The organism is Segatella hominis, assembly GCF_004535825.1.
In the GTDB taxonomy this organism is placed as follows: Bacteria; Bacteroidota; Bacteroidia; order Bacteroidales; family Bacteroidaceae; genus Prevotella; species Prevotella hominis.
The window spans coordinates 64,874-80,712 of the sequence record NZ_SGVY01000006.1; the positions used below are offsets into that span (position 1 = coordinate 64,874).

Genomic DNA, 15,839 nt, shown 5'->3' on the forward strand with positions numbered 1-15,839 from the left:
ATTACTGAAATATGAACGAAAGAATCAAATCTGCCGCCGCTTTTGAGGAGGCAAAACAGATAATACCTGGCGGAGTCAACTCGCCAGTGAGAGCATTGAAGAGCGTGGGAACTACCCCACTCTTCGTCCGTGATGCCAAAGGTCCCTACATCTACGATATTGATGACAACAAGTTTATTGACTTCTGTATGTCATGGGGCGTATTCATCTTGGGGCATAATAATGATAAGGTAAGCAAGGCTGCATCCGATGCCATCTTCCACGGAAGCAGTTTCGGAATCCCGACTCTTGCAGAAACCACCTTGGCAGAGAAGGTAAGAGAGTCATTTCCTTCTATGGAGCGACTTCGCTTCGTCAACAGCGGAACCGAGGCAACGATGTCAGCCATCCGTGTGGCACGTGGTTTTACCGGACGAGATATTCTCGTGAAGTTCGAAGGATGCTATCATGGTCATGCCGACCATCTTCTGGTAAGTGCCGGTTCTGCAGTAGCCAAGCTGAACAATGCTTCGTCTGCCGGAGTTCCAGCTGGTTTCACTCAATATACCGTGGTATTACCTTATAATGATACCGAGGCTTTAGAGAAATACTTTGCAGGAAACGGAGACAAAGTGGCAGCCCTCATCATTGAGCCTGTAGCCTGCAACATGGGTGTGGTTCCTCCTACCCATGAGTTTATTGAAGCAACCCGCAAGGTAACCCAAGAGCATGGAGCCATCCTGATATTCGATGAAGTCATCACCGGTTTCCGTCTTTCATACGGCGGAGCACAGAAGCGATTCGGAATCACACCGGATATGACAACAGTTGGTAAAATAGTAGGTGGCGGATTCCCTGCCGCAGCCTTCGGAGGTAGAGCGGATATCATGAGCGTATTAGCCCCAGAGGGTCCAGTTTATCAGGCAGGTACTTTGAGTGGAAATCCTGTGGCGATGGCAGCCGGTTATGAAACTTTGAAGCAGTTGGGCGAACCGGGCGTTTATGAACTCTTAGAAGAACGCAGCAATCGTTTCCTCTCCCGTCTTGAGAAGATAGTAGAAGGCAAGGGCATCCAGGTGAACCACGTGGGCACGATGTTCACGATGTTCTTCAACGACCAGCCTGTCCGCAATTTCCAAGATACCAAGAAGAGTGATCAGGAACGTTTCGCACGTTATTTCCGCAATATGCTGGACCGTGGCATCTACGTAAGTCCATCCCAGTTTGAGGGCAACTTCATCTCCCTCTGCCACACCGATGAGATTCTCGACTATGTATTGAAGTCAATAGAAGAAAGTATAGAATAGAAAAGATTTGTATAACAAGAAAGTAAAGTCACAATACTCAGCACCCTCTGCCGGGTATTGTGACTTTTATTTTCAGAAACACCCCAAGCCCAATAAAGAGCAAAAGCCTTGATTATAAGATGCTTTTAAAAACTTTTCTCCGTTTTATTTCTTGAGGATTCTAAATCCGAATTTATATTATTTCTTGGCCTGCAAACTGCTTATTTGCTCTTTAGTCAAGCCTGTAACTTGCATGATTTGACTTACTGACATACCTAATGCAAGAAGATTCTTTGCGACATCAAGACTTTTAGCAAGTTCACCTTGCTCTATCCCCTTCTCATTTCCTTCCAGCCAGGCACTATACATCCCCAGGTTGTAATTATCAACCTGACGCTGGCTCTCTTCATATTTTTCCATTTCCTCCTTGCTCAGGCAGCGGCTGTCAGCCACTTCTGCCAAACGCTTGAAGATCTTCTTCTGCGTTTCAAATGGAATTCTTTCTAATGTTGTCATATGCTTCAATACGTAAATCCACTTTTCAAAATCTGTTACACATTCCTCCGCCTTCTTCGTGAAATACGGAAGATTCAAATAGATGAAGCGAAGCTTGTCTGTGAAAGGTTCTTCGCTATTTTTCTCTCAACATCACATCAGATTTGAACTGACTGATCTCTTCTCCGACATGAGGAGAGAAATTCATAAAACTGATCACATATACAGGAACCAACTCATAAAATGAAGGCTTGTCCTTGGACTTTTCTTTCTCACGCTGATTGGTAATAGCCTTGCTGGCATAACACAACGTACGATTCACGAAATTAACCGTCCAGTTGTTCTGCATCTCCACAATGAAATGCTTGCCCTCATCTGTCTCGCAATAGACATCGTATATACAGCCTCGCAAATCCTTGGAATCAGCCAACTGCTCTTTGTCCTTGAAGGAGACATCCCTGACTTGAAATTCCCCCTCGAACAAATCGTTTAAGAAACTTATCAGCAAATCCTTGCTGAACTCCTGACCGAACAATCGCTTAAAGCCCCAGTCGGTAAATGGGTTAATGTATTTCGCCATAATATTTGTATGATGTATGTTGTTAACGCACTATTGCGTCTTCGAGGGCAAAAGTACGATTAATTTTTGAAAAATGCAAATCTGAAAGCAAAAAAAATCAATATGATGGAGAATATCGGCGTAAAAACAAGGAAAACCACCTCGTCATTTTCGTTGATTTATGGAATATGAGAAGAAGCCCCAGATATCTGATCAGACAATTCAAAAGAAAAATATAAAGGAAAGAGCTCTAACTGTATGGTTGAAACGGGCTGAAAGCCCAAAGGCTCGTAACCCAGGGCAGCACCTGGGTACACTCGCAGTCAGCAATGCGCCCTGTAAGGGCAAAAGCTTAAAAAATATATTGTTTTTCACAGTTTTCTCCCATTTTCCTTGCATGATTCAGATAATAATCGTAAATTTGCAGTAGATAAAATACGCAAGCTTATGAAAGAGAAAAGCTATACATTGCCAGAAGAGCAGAAAGATGCAGCTTTCGCAGCAGAGCCTGCACCAACCTATCACGGAAATGCCGCCATGACACTTCCCGAGGATGAATGTGCAGAAGAAGATATTGACCGGAACAAGATTCCTGTGGGCTGGCATCCGGCTAATGAAGAAGAAGCCATGACAAGGATTGAAGCTATTGAGGCGGAGTATGAGAATGGGCAATATATTGATGCAGAAGAATTTGAAAAAGAACTAATTGCACAATATCCATGGCTGGCATAAGATTAACTCTTTACCACCGCCCTTACCATAGTGCAATTATCAAGGGGAATTGGAAGATTATCTATCGCTACGACGAAGCCAACGACCTCGTCATTTTCGTAGATTTATGGGATATGAGAAGAAGTCCTAGATATCTGATTAGACAATTCAAAAGAAAACTATAAAGGAAAGAGCCCATGAAAAAGAAAAGATATACATTGCCAGAAGAGCAGCCGATTCCAGTTGGCTGGCATCCGGCTAATGAAGAAGAAGCCGCGGATAGGATTGAAGCCATTGAAGCGGAGTACGAAAGGGCAGGCAAGGCTACTGATTTTGATGAATTTATAGAAGAACTAAAATCGGAAGGATTATGGCTCAACCAATAAAAGCAATACCAACACTCTATGGTGAAGAGGCTCGTCGTTTCCAAGAAATGGCAGACGTAACAGAGCGCAAATATGATATTAGTCCCAAGCGAGACATCAAAAAAGATCCTCGCTATCGTGCTATGCGCACAATACTTGAAAGGTCGAACATAAAATAGAACTTTGCAGGTGGTTCAGAAACGGGCTGAAAGCCCAAAAGTTCCTAGTCAAGGGTAGCGCCCAGGTACACTTGCAGTCAGCAATGCGCCCTGCAAGGGCAAAAGCTTCGTATAACACTCTATATTAGAACACATAGAAATAGCGTTTAAGGTCACAATTTGTGACCTTAAACTATTGGATTTCAACTGTTTTGTTTATTTTCCTTTCCCCTTATCACCTCCAATACCTTTCCGAGATGATAAGTTACCAAGCCATCCTCATAGGTGGTGTCCAATACCAGAACCACGGCACTATCCCTATCCGAATGATAACCCACATAAAACCTAATCGCATCGAAACGACGGAGATAACGCTTGCATCAGCCTCATCAATATAAGTATATTTGTTAAGCGTAGTCTGCTTCAGCGAACGGTACTCCTCGGTCTTCACACCAGATATAATTTCCTCGAAATATACCTTCTCGATAATCAGCGTCAAAACCTTCAAGCCCGACAGATTTAACTGCGATGGCTTTTTCTCTATTCGCTGCTCCAGACATTGCTGTTCCTTATTGTAGGCAAAGTAGATGATAGTGCCATTCATGATTTTCTGAATGATACTGTCGATGATTTCCAGCGGAACCTGATACCATTCCGTAGCCTCATGCATCTCTCCCTTATCATCAGCCACCTTAAAACGGAAGTTTACTGCCTGCAATACCTGATGCACTAAATAAGACTATTAACACGCGCTTTTAATAAAATATTAACATAACTGCAGTCCTTCCTCTTCTACATTATTATAAAAAGGACTGCCCTTTTTGCACTGCCAATCCTTCATCGAATACACAATTGGGTGAATCATCTGATTGATTTTCCAACCCAATTCCCAAAACGGATAAGTATAATCATCATGATCTTGCTCATCTATCTTATCCTTGTTCAGAAGCACAAGGAGGTCCCAGTCGGAATCTGCCTTCGCATCTCTTCGCGCCCTTGACCCGTAAAGAATGACCTTGGCATCTTTCGGCATAATCGATTCCGCTTTCAAACGTATCGCATTTAAAACCTCATCTTCAAGATGTTCGTTTTTCAATATCGTCATAACTCTATCCATTTAGTTTAACTGCGACAAAGATAAGAAAAAGAATTGAAACTTCAAAATCTCAAAGCTTTTTTCTTACATATATTGGTTATTTTCTTAACCATCATTCCATGCGCTTCACCCAAACCTTGTGGCTTCCTCTTCCAATCGAGCGGATAGGTGATGTCGGGTCTTGGGTTATCTCCTTCAATTCGAGGGAAGCGGCGGTGCGGCTCATATCGTTGATGTAGGCATAATCACCGAGAGTGATAGCTGCGTTCTTTTCCAATACCGATAAGGCACGGGCAATGCGCTCTTCCTTGGAATAGAGTTGCTTGCGGATAACCTTCACACCACTCATCACTCGTTCCAAATCACAGTCGGTCTCCATCTTTACAGCCTTCACTAACTCAGGAGATGAATTGAAGTTGACGTTCTTCACCCCTACCTTGCGATATTTCATCATGTCGTCATCTGTCTGCATCTCCGTAGGCTTGTCATCCTCAAAACCAAGGGACAAGGAGAAGGTGCCCAAGCCTTCGAGATTCACATTATAACCCATAGAGAGCATACGGACCAACACGTCTTCCACATCTGTCAGAACCGCTTCGATAGTGCCCTGAGAAAGGTCACGATGATAACTCTGCATCTGTTCGACGAATTCCTTTCTGGAAAGCGTGCGATAGGGCACCATCTTGGGATAAACTCTGCGCTTGCCTTCATCACGCATATCACTCATTTCCTGCAATTTGTACTTTGCCATTTCTTTTCCTTTCTTATTTAGATTGTTAGTTTTCTCACTTAATCGGTCCTTCTATCTCTGAGAGATATGATCTCTACTAAGTAACAGGATCTTCCTACTTAGGAATAAAAGTATCTCATCCTAAGAGAAATCTCCGTTCAAAGACGTTGAACCGACATTCAAAGTCGTTGAACCGCCGTTCAGAGTCGTTGAACCGACATTCAACGTCTTTGAACGAAGATTTCTATTAGGCAAAGATACAACATTATCAGGAAGAAAACAATAGTTTACCCAAATATCTTCACTTTTCCAGTCGTTTTTCTTCATTTTTAGGGTATTTTTCCTTGCTTATCCCAAAGAATTATGCTAACTTTGTGGTCAGATTGCATTTCCGAGTTCAAGGATTGCAATCTTGAAACGGAGGAAAAACGATTGTAAACTTGAAACAAAGAAAAAGACAAAGATAACACAACCCCTATGAGTATGAAGATATTAGCAACCAGCGACTGGCACTTGGGCAACTTGTTTCACGGCAACGACCGACTGCCTGAACACAAGCACTTCCTGCAATGGCTCTTAGTGCAAATCGCTGAACAAAAGCCCGATGCACTCCTCGTTGCAGGAGACATCTTCGACAATGGAAATCCATCGGCAGCAGCACAGACCGTTTATTACGAGTTTCTTGCCGATGCCACCCATCTGTGCCCGAACATGCAGATTATCATCACCGCTGGCAACCACGATTCCGCCAGCCGACTGGAGGCTCCCCGCCCACTCCTTGCCAGATACCATGTAGAAATCAGAGGAAACGTAAGGAAAATCTGGCAGCAGGGAGAAAACGAAGACGATAATAAAACCGGCGGACATTGGCTCTATTCCTACGATGATCTCATCATCCCTGTGTCCAATGAGGAAGGAGAAGAAGTCATCATCCTCGCCGTGCCTTTCCTTCGGAGTGATGTGGTCCAGAACGCCTATTATTCGCAAGGAGTCAACACCTTCCTGAGAGAACTGACTGCTGAAGCACGAAAGAAATACCCGGGCAGAAAGTGCATCATGATGGCACACATGTACGCCAAGAGTTCAGACATAGCCAAACAGGATGCGAGCGAGAAGATCATTATCGGCGGACAGGAGGAAGTGGATTTGGAAGGATGGAACGATCATCCTGACTATATGACTTGCGGACACATCCACAAACGGCAACATATCTGGAACACCGACTGGGCAAGATATACGGGTAGTATTCTTCCAATGTCGTTCGCCGAGAAAGACTACACTCACGGCATCGACCTCATCACCATCGGATGTGACAAGGGAGAAAAGGAGGAAATGGAAGCGAAGAAGAAAGAAGATGAAATGAAGAAAAATAAAGATGGAATGAAGGAAGAAGAAGAAAAGGAAAACAGCAAAAGCAAGGATATAAAAGTAGATTTCCTGGAATACAAGCCTCAGCACTCCCTTCGCATTCTGCCTGAAAACGAGGAGGAACTCACCATCAAGAAATGGCAGAAACTCATCCATTCAGAACTTTCAGAAAGGATGAATGGCGAACTGAGCGACCATTTCGACTACGTAATGCTGAAGGTGAAACAGGAGAAGCTTTCCAACGATGACATCAAGGAACTGGAGAATCTCGTCAATGAGAAGGATGCCGTACTCTGCAAAATCCAGCGCATCATCCCGCAGTCAGACCTCTCTACCATACAGGGTTCCCAGCAAATCACCAGCATCGAGGACATCGTCAACCGACCGCCACTTGATACTTTGAAGGAGGCCTTTGCCATCAAGCACAACGCTCCGATGAACGAAAGACAGGAGAAAATGTTATCCGATTTATTAACGACATCATCATTATGAAATTCCTACAACTCGAAATACTCAACCTCGCTTCGCTTGACAAACAAGGTGGCGAGGTCATCAACTTTGAAGAAGGTGCCTTAGGCGAGAGCACCATCTTCAGCATCGTAGGTCCGACGGGAAGTGGCAAATCCACCCTACTCGACGCCATCTGCCTTGCCCTCTACAACCGCGCCCCTCGCTACCCAAGAAAGAAAGGCGACAAGAATCAGAACATAGAGATTTTCGGAGAAGCTGATGCTAATGAAAACAACCGATTAGCTCCTACAGATAGTCGAAACATACTGACCCGTGGCAAGAAAGAGGGTTACAGTAAACTCACCTTCCTTGCCAACAACGGCAGTATCTACCGCGCAGAATGGCATGTCAGATTCCAAAGAGTACGCTATGAAAATGCCAAGACTTCTCTCTATAAAATCACAAGAAACGGAGAACAACTGACAGAAGAAATAGCCGATTGGAACGAATTGCCGAACATCATCGGTCTCGACTACGACCAGTTCCTCCGCACCGTGCTCATCGCACAAGGTTCGTTTGCCAACTTCCTGACTGCAAAGGAAAACGAGCGCTACGAACTCCTGGAGAAACTCATCGGATGTGAGGAAACTTATACGAACATCGCTACTGAAATCAAGAAAGCAAAAGACCAGGCGGTGGATGCCTACAACCAGATGGCAGCATCAGTGGAAGCAGTAAAACAGAACCTGCTGAATGACGAAGAACTCGCCCAACTGCAAGAGGAAATCACCCTTTTGGAAAAGGCAGAGAAGGAACTCGACAGCCAATTGAAGGTCATCTCTGAAAACCTGCAATGGTATGAGGAAAACGATAAGCAAACGAAGCAAATAGCTATCTATCAAGCAGATATGGAGCAGGCTGCAAACGCAATCAAAGACATACAAGCCCAGATTATCCGTCTCCAGTTGCACGATGAAGTACAACCAGCCGTCAACCTGTTACAGGAAGTTGAGCGACAGATACAAAGCATCCACAATCAAGAAGAAGAAATCCAGAAATCGGAAGCTGCCATCAAAAGCCAAGAGTCTGACATTAGCGAAAGCGAGAAAACTCTCGCCAGTCTGAAGGAAGCAGTCAGCAAGGCACAGGAGCAACTCGAAAAGGCCATGCCGGTTATCGCTGAAGCAAGGGCGCTGAAAACAAAAATGGAAGCGGCAATGCCGAATCTGAAAGAAAAGAAAGAGGCATTAGAGCTGGCACAGAAAGAGAATCTAACTGCCCAAAAAGATGTGGAGGAAAACGCCCGAAACATCCAAAAATGGGAAGCAGAAACGGAGAAAGCGAACCTTGCTCTCAAAACGACACAGGAAGAGATTGCCAAGCAGAAACAGGTTCTGTACGAAGCGACGCAAGCCGCAGAACAGGCTTGGGAGACAGAAAAGAGCAAGACTGCCGGACAGAATATAGAGGAACTGCAGACCCAAAAGTCGGCAGCCGAAAAGAAACTGCAAGATGTCCAGCAAGCCATCAAGGTAGTAGCTCATCTCGACTCTGCCACAACAGAAAAGCAGAAAAATGAGGAGCGAATCCAGATCTTGGGCAAGAGAAACGCAGAGATAGATGAAGCGCTGGGCAAGTTGTTCATCGAGGCTTTGGAGAAAGAGACCCTGACGCTGAGAAATGCCTATACCCTCATGGTGAGTGAGAAATGGGAGATTCATCGTGCCAACCTGACCGAAGGCAAGCCTTGTCCACTTTGCGGCAGCACGACCCATCCTTATCATACCGACAACAGACAGTTTGAGGAAGCCACCACGGAACTCTCGCAACTTCTGAAAGCAAAAGAGGATCTGCTGAAACTGCAGCAGAAACAGGAGAAGGATCTTTCCGGCGAAAGAAAACAGAACGACGGCGAAGTACAGACGCTCCAAAAACAACAGGAAAAACTCTCGGGTGAAATCGCAACTTACGAAGAGGAATGGAAGGCGCTCATCGCCCAGTATCCAAAGATTCCAAAGGAAGAGGCAGAACTGAAATCGCTCTTGCCTATCTATGAAGACAAGGCGAAAGAAGCAACCGACAAACTGAGCCTGTTTAACAAGATTCAGAAAGAGATAGAACGACTGACCCAACTCAAGGATAAGGCTGTAAAGGATGAAGCTGCGTATGAAAGCAAGGCTTCAACGATACTGAATAACGCTCAAGAAAGCACTTCAATCTGCGCCACAAAACTGGCTGAACACAAAGCACTTACCACAAATCTCATTTCACAAGAAAAGAACAAGAAAGAAGCTTACGAGAAAGCTCTTCAAGCGTGGAATAACACCAAGAAAGAAATGGAGGAATGGCAGGCGCAATACCAGCAGATTCTGAATGGTGAAGAGCCTGATGCTGCTGAACAAAGACTGACTGCAGCTAAGGACGAAGCAACAAAAGCAGCAGATGACCAGAACGAGAATATCAACAAACTGAAGGCAGAACTCGCCAACAGTAAAGGTTCGCATCAAACCATGCTGTCTCAGAATAAGACAACAAAGGAGACTCTGCAGACGAAGGAAAAGGAACTCGACCTTTGGATTGAGGAATATAACAAACAGCTTACAAAAAAGAGCATCGAACCAAGCCTTATCGACCGAAATACCATCCGGGAGATGCTTCATTCTGCCGAAGACTGGAATGCCATCCGTCGGGAAAAGGACGAAAAGGAGAAAGCCGCGGCTTCAACTACCGCCCTTTACCAGAACGCAGAAAAGGCGCATCAGCAGCACTTGGAACATCAGCCTGCCCAAACCCGGGATGCTCTCTTAGCCATTCAGCAGGAGTATCAGGAAAGAAGCCAGCGCAACGAACTGATTGCTGCCAACGCCAGGATGCAGAACCACCAGGAAGCCGTGAAGCAGTTGGGTGACAAGGCTGAGGCTCTGCAACTCGTAACACAGGAAAAGGATGACTGGACAGCCATTACGGATGCTATCGGAGCAGACGGAAAGACGCTGCGCAAGATAGCCCAATGCTATACGCTCAGTTTCCTGATAACTCATGCCAACCAGGAAATCAGAAAGTTCAACAGCCGTTACGAACTGCAGCAGGTAAAGCATTCCTTGGGCATCCGAGTCATCGACCACGACCGTGCCGACGATATCCGAGACACCACCTCCCTATCAGGTGGCGAAACCTTCATCGTGAGTCTCGGTCTCGCTCTGGGTCTGTCAGCATTATCCTCCCGCAACATCTCCTTCGAGAATCTGTTCATCGACGAAGGCTTTGGAACCCTTGACCCCGATACCCTCGCCACCGTCATCGATTCCCTCGCCATGCTGCAAAGTTCGCAAGGCAAGAAGGTGGGCGTCATCAGTCATACCGACACGATGAGCGAGCGCATCACCACCCAGATAAGGATTATCAAGAATGGCAACTCCGGCAGCAGCCATATCGAGATCTATCCTTAACAGAACGAAATATCTGACGATAGCAAGTTATGCTCTGAATAACTCCAAACCATTCGAGTTACTTTAGAAAGCACTTGCTATCGTACAGAAATATATGTATATTATAATACGTTTTACACGTCATTATTCAATACTACCCAATAACCATTCTTGCGACCTCCTTCACGTTTCAAGACCTGAAATTCTTCCTGTAAAGACTTTAGTTCCTGAGAAATCTTTCTTGCAGATATGCCCATCTTTCTTGCTAATTCTGGTATTGTTAACTTAGCATTTTCAGACAACGCACCCATGATAAGCATCTGTAATTCAGTCAGTTCTTTCTTGCATTCTTTCTTGCATTCTTTCTTGCATTCTTTACCAATAGGCACACCGATATAGTCTAAATTACATGGTATATCAATCAAGAAATATGTACGTTCCTCATCAGTCTCAATTGTTGCACGAGGCGAACCATTTTCCTGCAATTTCTGTTGAATAGTCGGAATACCAGTTGCTCTACCCTCAGTCAAATCCAATTCCTTTAAGAACTCTCCTAATCGTCGGTTTGTGTATCGACGAGAACGAAGCATACGAGCTTCTTTTATAGCCTGCATAGATATTGTGTGATTAGGTCCTCCAAAATTGAGAATACTAATCTTATCTGGTTCGATAGTTATCTCAACTGGTTCTCTTTCGATATAACTGCGATGATAAAGGCTGTTTACGACAGCTTCTTCCAAAGCTTGATAAGGATAATTATATGTAACAACAGAACGTTCTGTATCCTCTGGCTTATGAATTGTCTTCTGAATAATATTTGTCTTTAGATAATTCATCGTATCACGAATCATCTTAGGTACACAACCCCTTATCGGTGCAACCTCTATCATATTATCAGGATCTTGTAATCTCCCCTTAGGGAATATCACGATTTCAACCTGGGTCATTTTGAAGAATTTCTCGGGATGCTCACAGAACATCATTGCAGCAACATTCTTGACCTTGAAGCCTTCTGGTGTAGTTTCCAACAAGTCCATTTGATCAAGAACTATTTTCAAGTTGTCACCAGTTAAATCTTGGTCAGCCAAGTCGCTACCTACTTCCACTAGAAAATCTCTCAGTAAAGTTGTCGAAATATCTCTTAGACTTATTAGGTCGTTGCCACGGTCATCAAATGGCGTACGATTCGCCAAGTTTATCAACTCGCGTTCATACTCATCTTTCGGCACGATGCTACTACTATTATAGCGGATATAATAGTTGAAATCCTTCTGTTTTGCTGTAATACGATCAGGCACCTTATATGGACGGCGTTCTCCTGCCGTTACTTTGATTACAAGAATAGTCTTGCCATCAACCTCTTCTATGAAAAGACGAGGTTGATAGTATGGACGGATAAGATTATTGTAACCAACCATATCCTTCTCTATCTGTTCTATCAAATTAGGATTAACACCTAAAACAGGACGAACAGCATGACCGTGTTCCTCCTTTACACCAACAATGATATACCCACCACCAGTGTCCTCAAAATCATTGGCAAAGGCACAGATGCTACGATATATTGTATCTGGATTCCAACCTTCCTTATATTCAAGTTGGTTGCTTTCTACTGCACTTCCACTAAGAAGGCTTTCTATATTTATTGGTAATGCCATGATTTATTAATTTTATATCGTACAAATATACTCTTTTTATTTGATACTAACAACTTCTTTATAATTATTTAGCAATAAAATGGAGATACTTTTTTTAATTGGTCAATATCAATTACACCTTATTAAATATAGGATACACATACGTTATCCATCATACATACCATACGTTTGGCAGCCTTATACCAAATGTATGGTATGTTCTTTACTCCCTGTATGGTAGTCTTTTTACACCCCATATGGTATTGCCCACTTGGAGAAATCACAGTACCTTTGCACCCAGAAAATAATAATAAAAAAAGACATAGATTATGGACAATAAGACTATCAAACATCTCAAGGAACTGGAGGCAGAATCCATCTACGTGCTCCGCGAAGTAGCTGCCCAGTTCGAGCGTCCAGTCATCCTCTTTTCGGGTGGCAAGGATTCTATCGTGATTACATATCTTGCCTACAAGGCATTCTATCCGGCAAAAATTCCATTCCCGCTGTTGCACATCGACACAGGACATAACTTCGAGGAAACCATCCAGTATCGTGATGAACTGGCGAAGAAACTCGGAGCCGAACTCATCGTGGGCAGCGTGCAGGAAAGCATCGACAAGGGAAGAGTGAAGGAGGAAACGGGTTATTATGCTTCCCGAAATAAGCTGCAGACCACTACCCTGATCGACACCCTGGAGGAATATAAATTCGATGCAGCCATCGGAGGCGCAAGAAGAGATGAGGAGAAGGCTCGTGCCAAGGAACGCTTCTTCCGCAACATGCTGGAGCGTGGCATCTACGTCAGCCCGTCCCAGTTTGAGGGCAATTTCATCTCCCTCTGCCACACCGACGAAATCCTCGACTACGTATTGAAGTCGATAGCGGAGAGCATCGAGTAAGAAATATTAAAACGAGTAAGAAATCTGCGTGAGATTTTCTCATGGACAATAAAATTCTCAATCCTGATTGCAAAGACAAAAATGCTATCAGAATTGATTTTTTATCCTAAAATTCCACTTATTCCAATATTATTTATTACCTTTTGATAAGATAGGCTGCATCTCAACAAAAAAAATATAAAACTTCGTCTTTTTATTTTGTTTTGTCTACAATTTGCACTATCTTTGCAAAACAAATAAAAATATAGCATAATGAAATATCCAATAGGAATACAGGATTTTGAGAAAATCATCAAGGAAGGTTATCTCTATATCGACAAGACCGCCCTATTGTATGATTTGACTCAAATGGGAAAAATCTATTTTCTGAGTCGTCCTCGACGATTCGGAAAGTCATTGCTCGTCTCCACCTTGAAGTATTACTTTGAGGGAAAGAAAGAATTATTCAAGGGGTTGGCGATAGATGACTTGGAGAAGGAATGGAAGCAATATCCTGTATTCCACCTAGATTTCAATGGCAAGAACTTCACCAAACCCGGAGAATTGCAGCGCACGCTCAATGGTTTCATCGAGAAGCAGGAAGCCATCTATGGCAAGGATCCTTATCACGACACCCTGGGCGACAGATTCATCTATGTGCTTGCCCAGGCTCACCAGAAGACAGGGCTGAGAGCCGTGATCTTGATAGATGAATATGACAAGGCATTGCTCGATGTATTGGACACGGGGCTGAAGACCAAGGATGAATATGGCAACGAGATGCTCTTGGAGGAGGAGAATCGAGAAATACTGAAGGGATTCTACAGCGTATTCAAGGCGGCCGACCAAGACTTGCAGTTTGTATTGCTCACAGGAGTTACCAAGTTTTCGCAGGTCAGCGTATTCAGCGGTTTCAATCAGCCAGAAGACATCAGTCTTTCAGCCCATTACGATACGCTTTGCGGCATAACAGAGGAGGAATTGCGCTCTGCCCTAGCCCAGCAGATAAGCGAGATGGCTGAGGAATATGAAGTTACCGAGGAGGAGATGCTGCTGAAACTGCGCCGCCAGTTTGATGGCTACCATTTCAGCCGTAGGATGCGCGGTGTGTACAATCCGTTCAGCATCCTGCGTGCCTTCAAGGAGATGCTGATAGACGACTATTGGTTTAAGACAGGTTCGTCCACCTATCTGGTTCGCCTCCTGTCTCATTGCAACGAGCAAATCAACGAACTGGTAGGCAAATATTATCCCACCAAGGATTTTGATGATTACAAGGCTACGGTAGAGCGTCCATTGCCTATGATATATCAGAGTGGTTATCTCACCATCAAGGGCTATCGCCGCAATACGAATTCCTATCTCTTGGACTTTCCGAATGATGAAGTGAGACGAGGTTTTGTCAGTTTGCTGGCGTCAGACTATCTGAAGCCAAGGGTTTCGCCCGATTCATGGGTGCTCCAGGTATTGGATGCGATGGAAGATGGCGAGTGCGAGCAGTTGCATCAGTTGCTGGTGTCATTCTTTGCCAGCATCCCATATACTCAGCGCAGGAAGGATTCCGAACCCGAGAAGGAGCGTTATTTCCAATACACTTTCTACTTGGTGCTCAGAATGATAAGCTGCTACACGGTATTTATCGAAAAAGAGCAGAGCGAAGGCAGGGTTGACTGCGTCGTAGAGACCCCTCGCTTCGTCTATATCTTTGAGTTTAAGCGAGATGGCAATTCAGCCGATGCCTTGCAGCAGATTAAGGACAAAGGCTATGAGCGAGAATATATTACGGATGGTAGAAAAATATACAAGATAGGTTGCAGCTTCTCATCCGAAACAGGAACCATTGATGACTGGGATGTGAAGTAAGGGTTAATATAAAAGAGGTGGAATCTAAATTTCAAATCAGATTCCACCTCTTTTATATTAATTCGAGAACTACATTTTGTAAATATCAGACGCCCAATATTTAGAACTAATCATTCTTGAGGTATCGGCATCAAGAACTAAAGCTTGAACTTTATACTCGATATTCTTTACCAACATATTATATAATTCCGCAATAGCATCCATGGCTTTTTTGCATGAATCATAATTTGGACTCATATCCAAAACTCCTCTTGCAAAACCAGCGGCAAGATATTGTCCATCGTATTTCCCTGTTGCCCAGTTTTTTATGACATCTGGCCTCTTTGCATTCCAAGAAAAAGCAGGAGCAACCTCAATTGGGATATTCTTATACGACAAGAATACCAGAAAGTAAGAGTAAGAGCCATAGCCAATGTTTGTAGAAAACTCAACCCTGAAATCCTCATCTATAGAATAGCTTCTTCTAGAGAATCCAGGAAGTCCCTGATAACTAACTACAATTGACTTATCCTTTCCAAGTTCATCAAGAGTTTTTCTATATCTTTCATGAATTGAATGGCTAACCATTCCTTCATAGAAGGACTTTTTCTCCATTTTCAAATAAGCCTCTTCTTTTAAGTCCAACAGTTCTTTTATGCCATTTTCGCAAGCATAGTAATACATGTCCTTTATCGTTTTTGCATCACTATCTGCCATTTTCTTCAACTCATCCAATTCATCTTGATGATCATAAGACAAAATAGGAAACGTCTCAGAAGTCAGCATTTTCTCATTTCCATCGACATGCATTCTTAGCACGAAAATAGGGAGATCACACCATTGAAGTTCCATAA

Annotated in this window: 13 protein-coding genes and 2 pseudogenes; 8 read left to right on the top strand and 7 right to left on the bottom strand. The window is 43.8% G+C overall.

Going from position 1 to position 15,839, the window contains the following annotated elements; genetic code table 11:
- Positions 1–11: 11 nt before the first annotated feature.
- Complete coding sequence (gene hemL, locus EXN75_RS03565; protein WP_134842798.1) at positions 12–1,286, top strand: glutamate-1-semialdehyde 2,1-aminomutase; 1,275 nt, start codon at positions 12–14, stop codon at positions 1,284–1,286.
- Positions 1,287–1,463: 177 nt separating this feature from the next.
- Here hemL and EXN75_RS18600 read toward each other — a convergent pair.
- Positions 1,464–2,340 (bottom strand): annotated as a pseudogene (locus EXN75_RS18600) (Rpn family recombination-promoting nuclease/putative transposase).
- Positions 2,341–2,766: 426 nt separating this feature from the next.
- Between EXN75_RS18600 and EXN75_RS03575 the strand changes: the two are divergent.
- The 3 genes from EXN75_RS03575 to EXN75_RS17580 all read left to right on the top strand — a co-directional run bounded on the left by EXN75_RS03575 (position 2,767) and on the right by EXN75_RS17580 (position 3,574).
- Positions 2,767–3,051 carry a hypothetical protein gene (locus EXN75_RS03575; protein ID WP_134842799.1) on the top strand — a complete coding sequence of 95 codons (285 nt, stop codon included), beginning with the start codon at positions 2,767–2,769 and terminating at the stop codon, positions 3,049–3,051.
- A 176-nt stretch (positions 3,052–3,227) separates the two neighbouring features.
- Complete coding sequence (locus EXN75_RS03580; protein WP_118119126.1) at positions 3,228–3,416, top strand: hypothetical protein; 189 nt, start codon at positions 3,228–3,230, stop codon at positions 3,414–3,416.
- Positions 3,401–3,574 carry a hypothetical protein gene (locus EXN75_RS17580; RefSeq protein ID WP_167639436.1) on the top strand — a complete coding sequence of 58 codons (174 nt, stop codon included), beginning with the start codon at positions 3,401–3,403 and terminating at the stop codon, positions 3,572–3,574. The genes EXN75_RS03580 and EXN75_RS17580 overlap by 16 nt, the downstream gene beginning before the upstream one ends.
- 244 nt (positions 3,575–3,818) lie before the next feature.
- Here EXN75_RS17580 and EXN75_RS03585 read toward each other — a convergent pair whose 3' ends face one another.
- The 4 genes from EXN75_RS03585 to EXN75_RS03600 form a co-directional block, all read right to left on the bottom strand.
- Complete coding sequence (locus tag EXN75_RS03585; protein ID WP_134842800.1) at positions 3,819–4,283, bottom strand: hypothetical protein; 465 nt, start codon at positions 4,281–4,283, stop codon at positions 3,819–3,821.
- Between the two features lie 36 nt (positions 4,284–4,319).
- Positions 4,320–4,658 (bottom strand): nucleotidyltransferase domain-containing protein, encoded by a 339-nt coding sequence (locus tag EXN75_RS03590; RefSeq protein ID WP_134842801.1) that lies wholly within the window; start codon positions 4,656–4,658, stop codon positions 4,320–4,322.
- A 103-nt stretch (positions 4,659–4,761) separates the two neighbouring features.
- Complete coding sequence (locus EXN75_RS03595) at positions 4,762–5,400, bottom strand: HU family DNA-binding protein (RefSeq protein WP_134842802.1); 639 nt, start codon at positions 5,398–5,400, stop codon at positions 4,762–4,764.
- Between the two features lie 120 nt (positions 5,401–5,520).
- Positions 5,521–5,706, bottom strand: a complete 186-nt coding sequence (locus EXN75_RS03600; RefSeq protein WP_134842803.1) for a hypothetical protein — start codon at positions 5,704–5,706, stop codon at positions 5,521–5,523.
- Between the two features lie 156 nt (positions 5,707–5,862).
- Here EXN75_RS03600 and EXN75_RS03605 point away from each other — a divergent pair, with 156 nt between their 5' ends.
- Entirely contained in the window at positions 5,863–7,239 is a 1,377-nt protein-coding gene (locus tag EXN75_RS03605; RefSeq protein ID WP_167639437.1) for a metallophosphoesterase family protein, read from the top strand.
- Positions 7,236–10,646, top strand: coding sequence for an AAA family ATPase (locus EXN75_RS03610; protein ID WP_134842805.1), 3,411 nt, complete (start codon positions 7,236–7,238; stop codon positions 10,644–10,646). The genes EXN75_RS03605 and EXN75_RS03610 overlap by 4 nt, the downstream gene beginning before the upstream one ends.
- Positions 10,647–10,759: 113 nt before the next feature.
- On the opposite strand, the gene EXN75_RS03615 is transcribed toward EXN75_RS03610, so the two are convergent.
- Entirely contained in the window at positions 10,760–12,283 is a 1,524-nt protein-coding gene (locus EXN75_RS03615) for an RNA-binding domain-containing protein (RefSeq protein ID WP_134842806.1), read from the bottom strand.
- Positions 12,284–12,591: 308 nt separating this feature from the next.
- On the opposite strand from EXN75_RS03615, the pseudogene cysD reads away from it, so the two are divergent.
- Both cysD and EXN75_RS03625 read left to right on the top strand, forming a co-directional pair.
- A pseudogene (gene cysD, locus EXN75_RS03620) lies at positions 12,592–13,038 on the top strand (sulfate adenylyltransferase subunit CysD); the annotation flags it as partial.
- 378 nt (positions 13,039–13,416) lie between these two features.
- Positions 13,417–15,006 carry an ATP-binding protein gene (locus EXN75_RS03625; RefSeq protein ID WP_134842807.1) on the top strand — a complete coding sequence of 530 codons (1,590 nt, stop codon included), beginning with the start codon at positions 13,417–13,419 and terminating at the stop codon, positions 15,004–15,006.
- 69 nt (positions 15,007–15,075) lie between these two features.
- Here EXN75_RS03625 and EXN75_RS03630 read toward each other — a convergent pair whose 3' ends face one another.
- Positions 15,076–15,702 carry a hypothetical protein gene (locus tag EXN75_RS03630; RefSeq protein WP_134842808.1) on the bottom strand — a complete coding sequence of 209 codons (627 nt, stop codon included), beginning with the start codon at positions 15,700–15,702 and terminating at the stop codon, positions 15,076–15,078.
- Positions 15,703–15,839 lie beyond the last annotated feature (137 nt).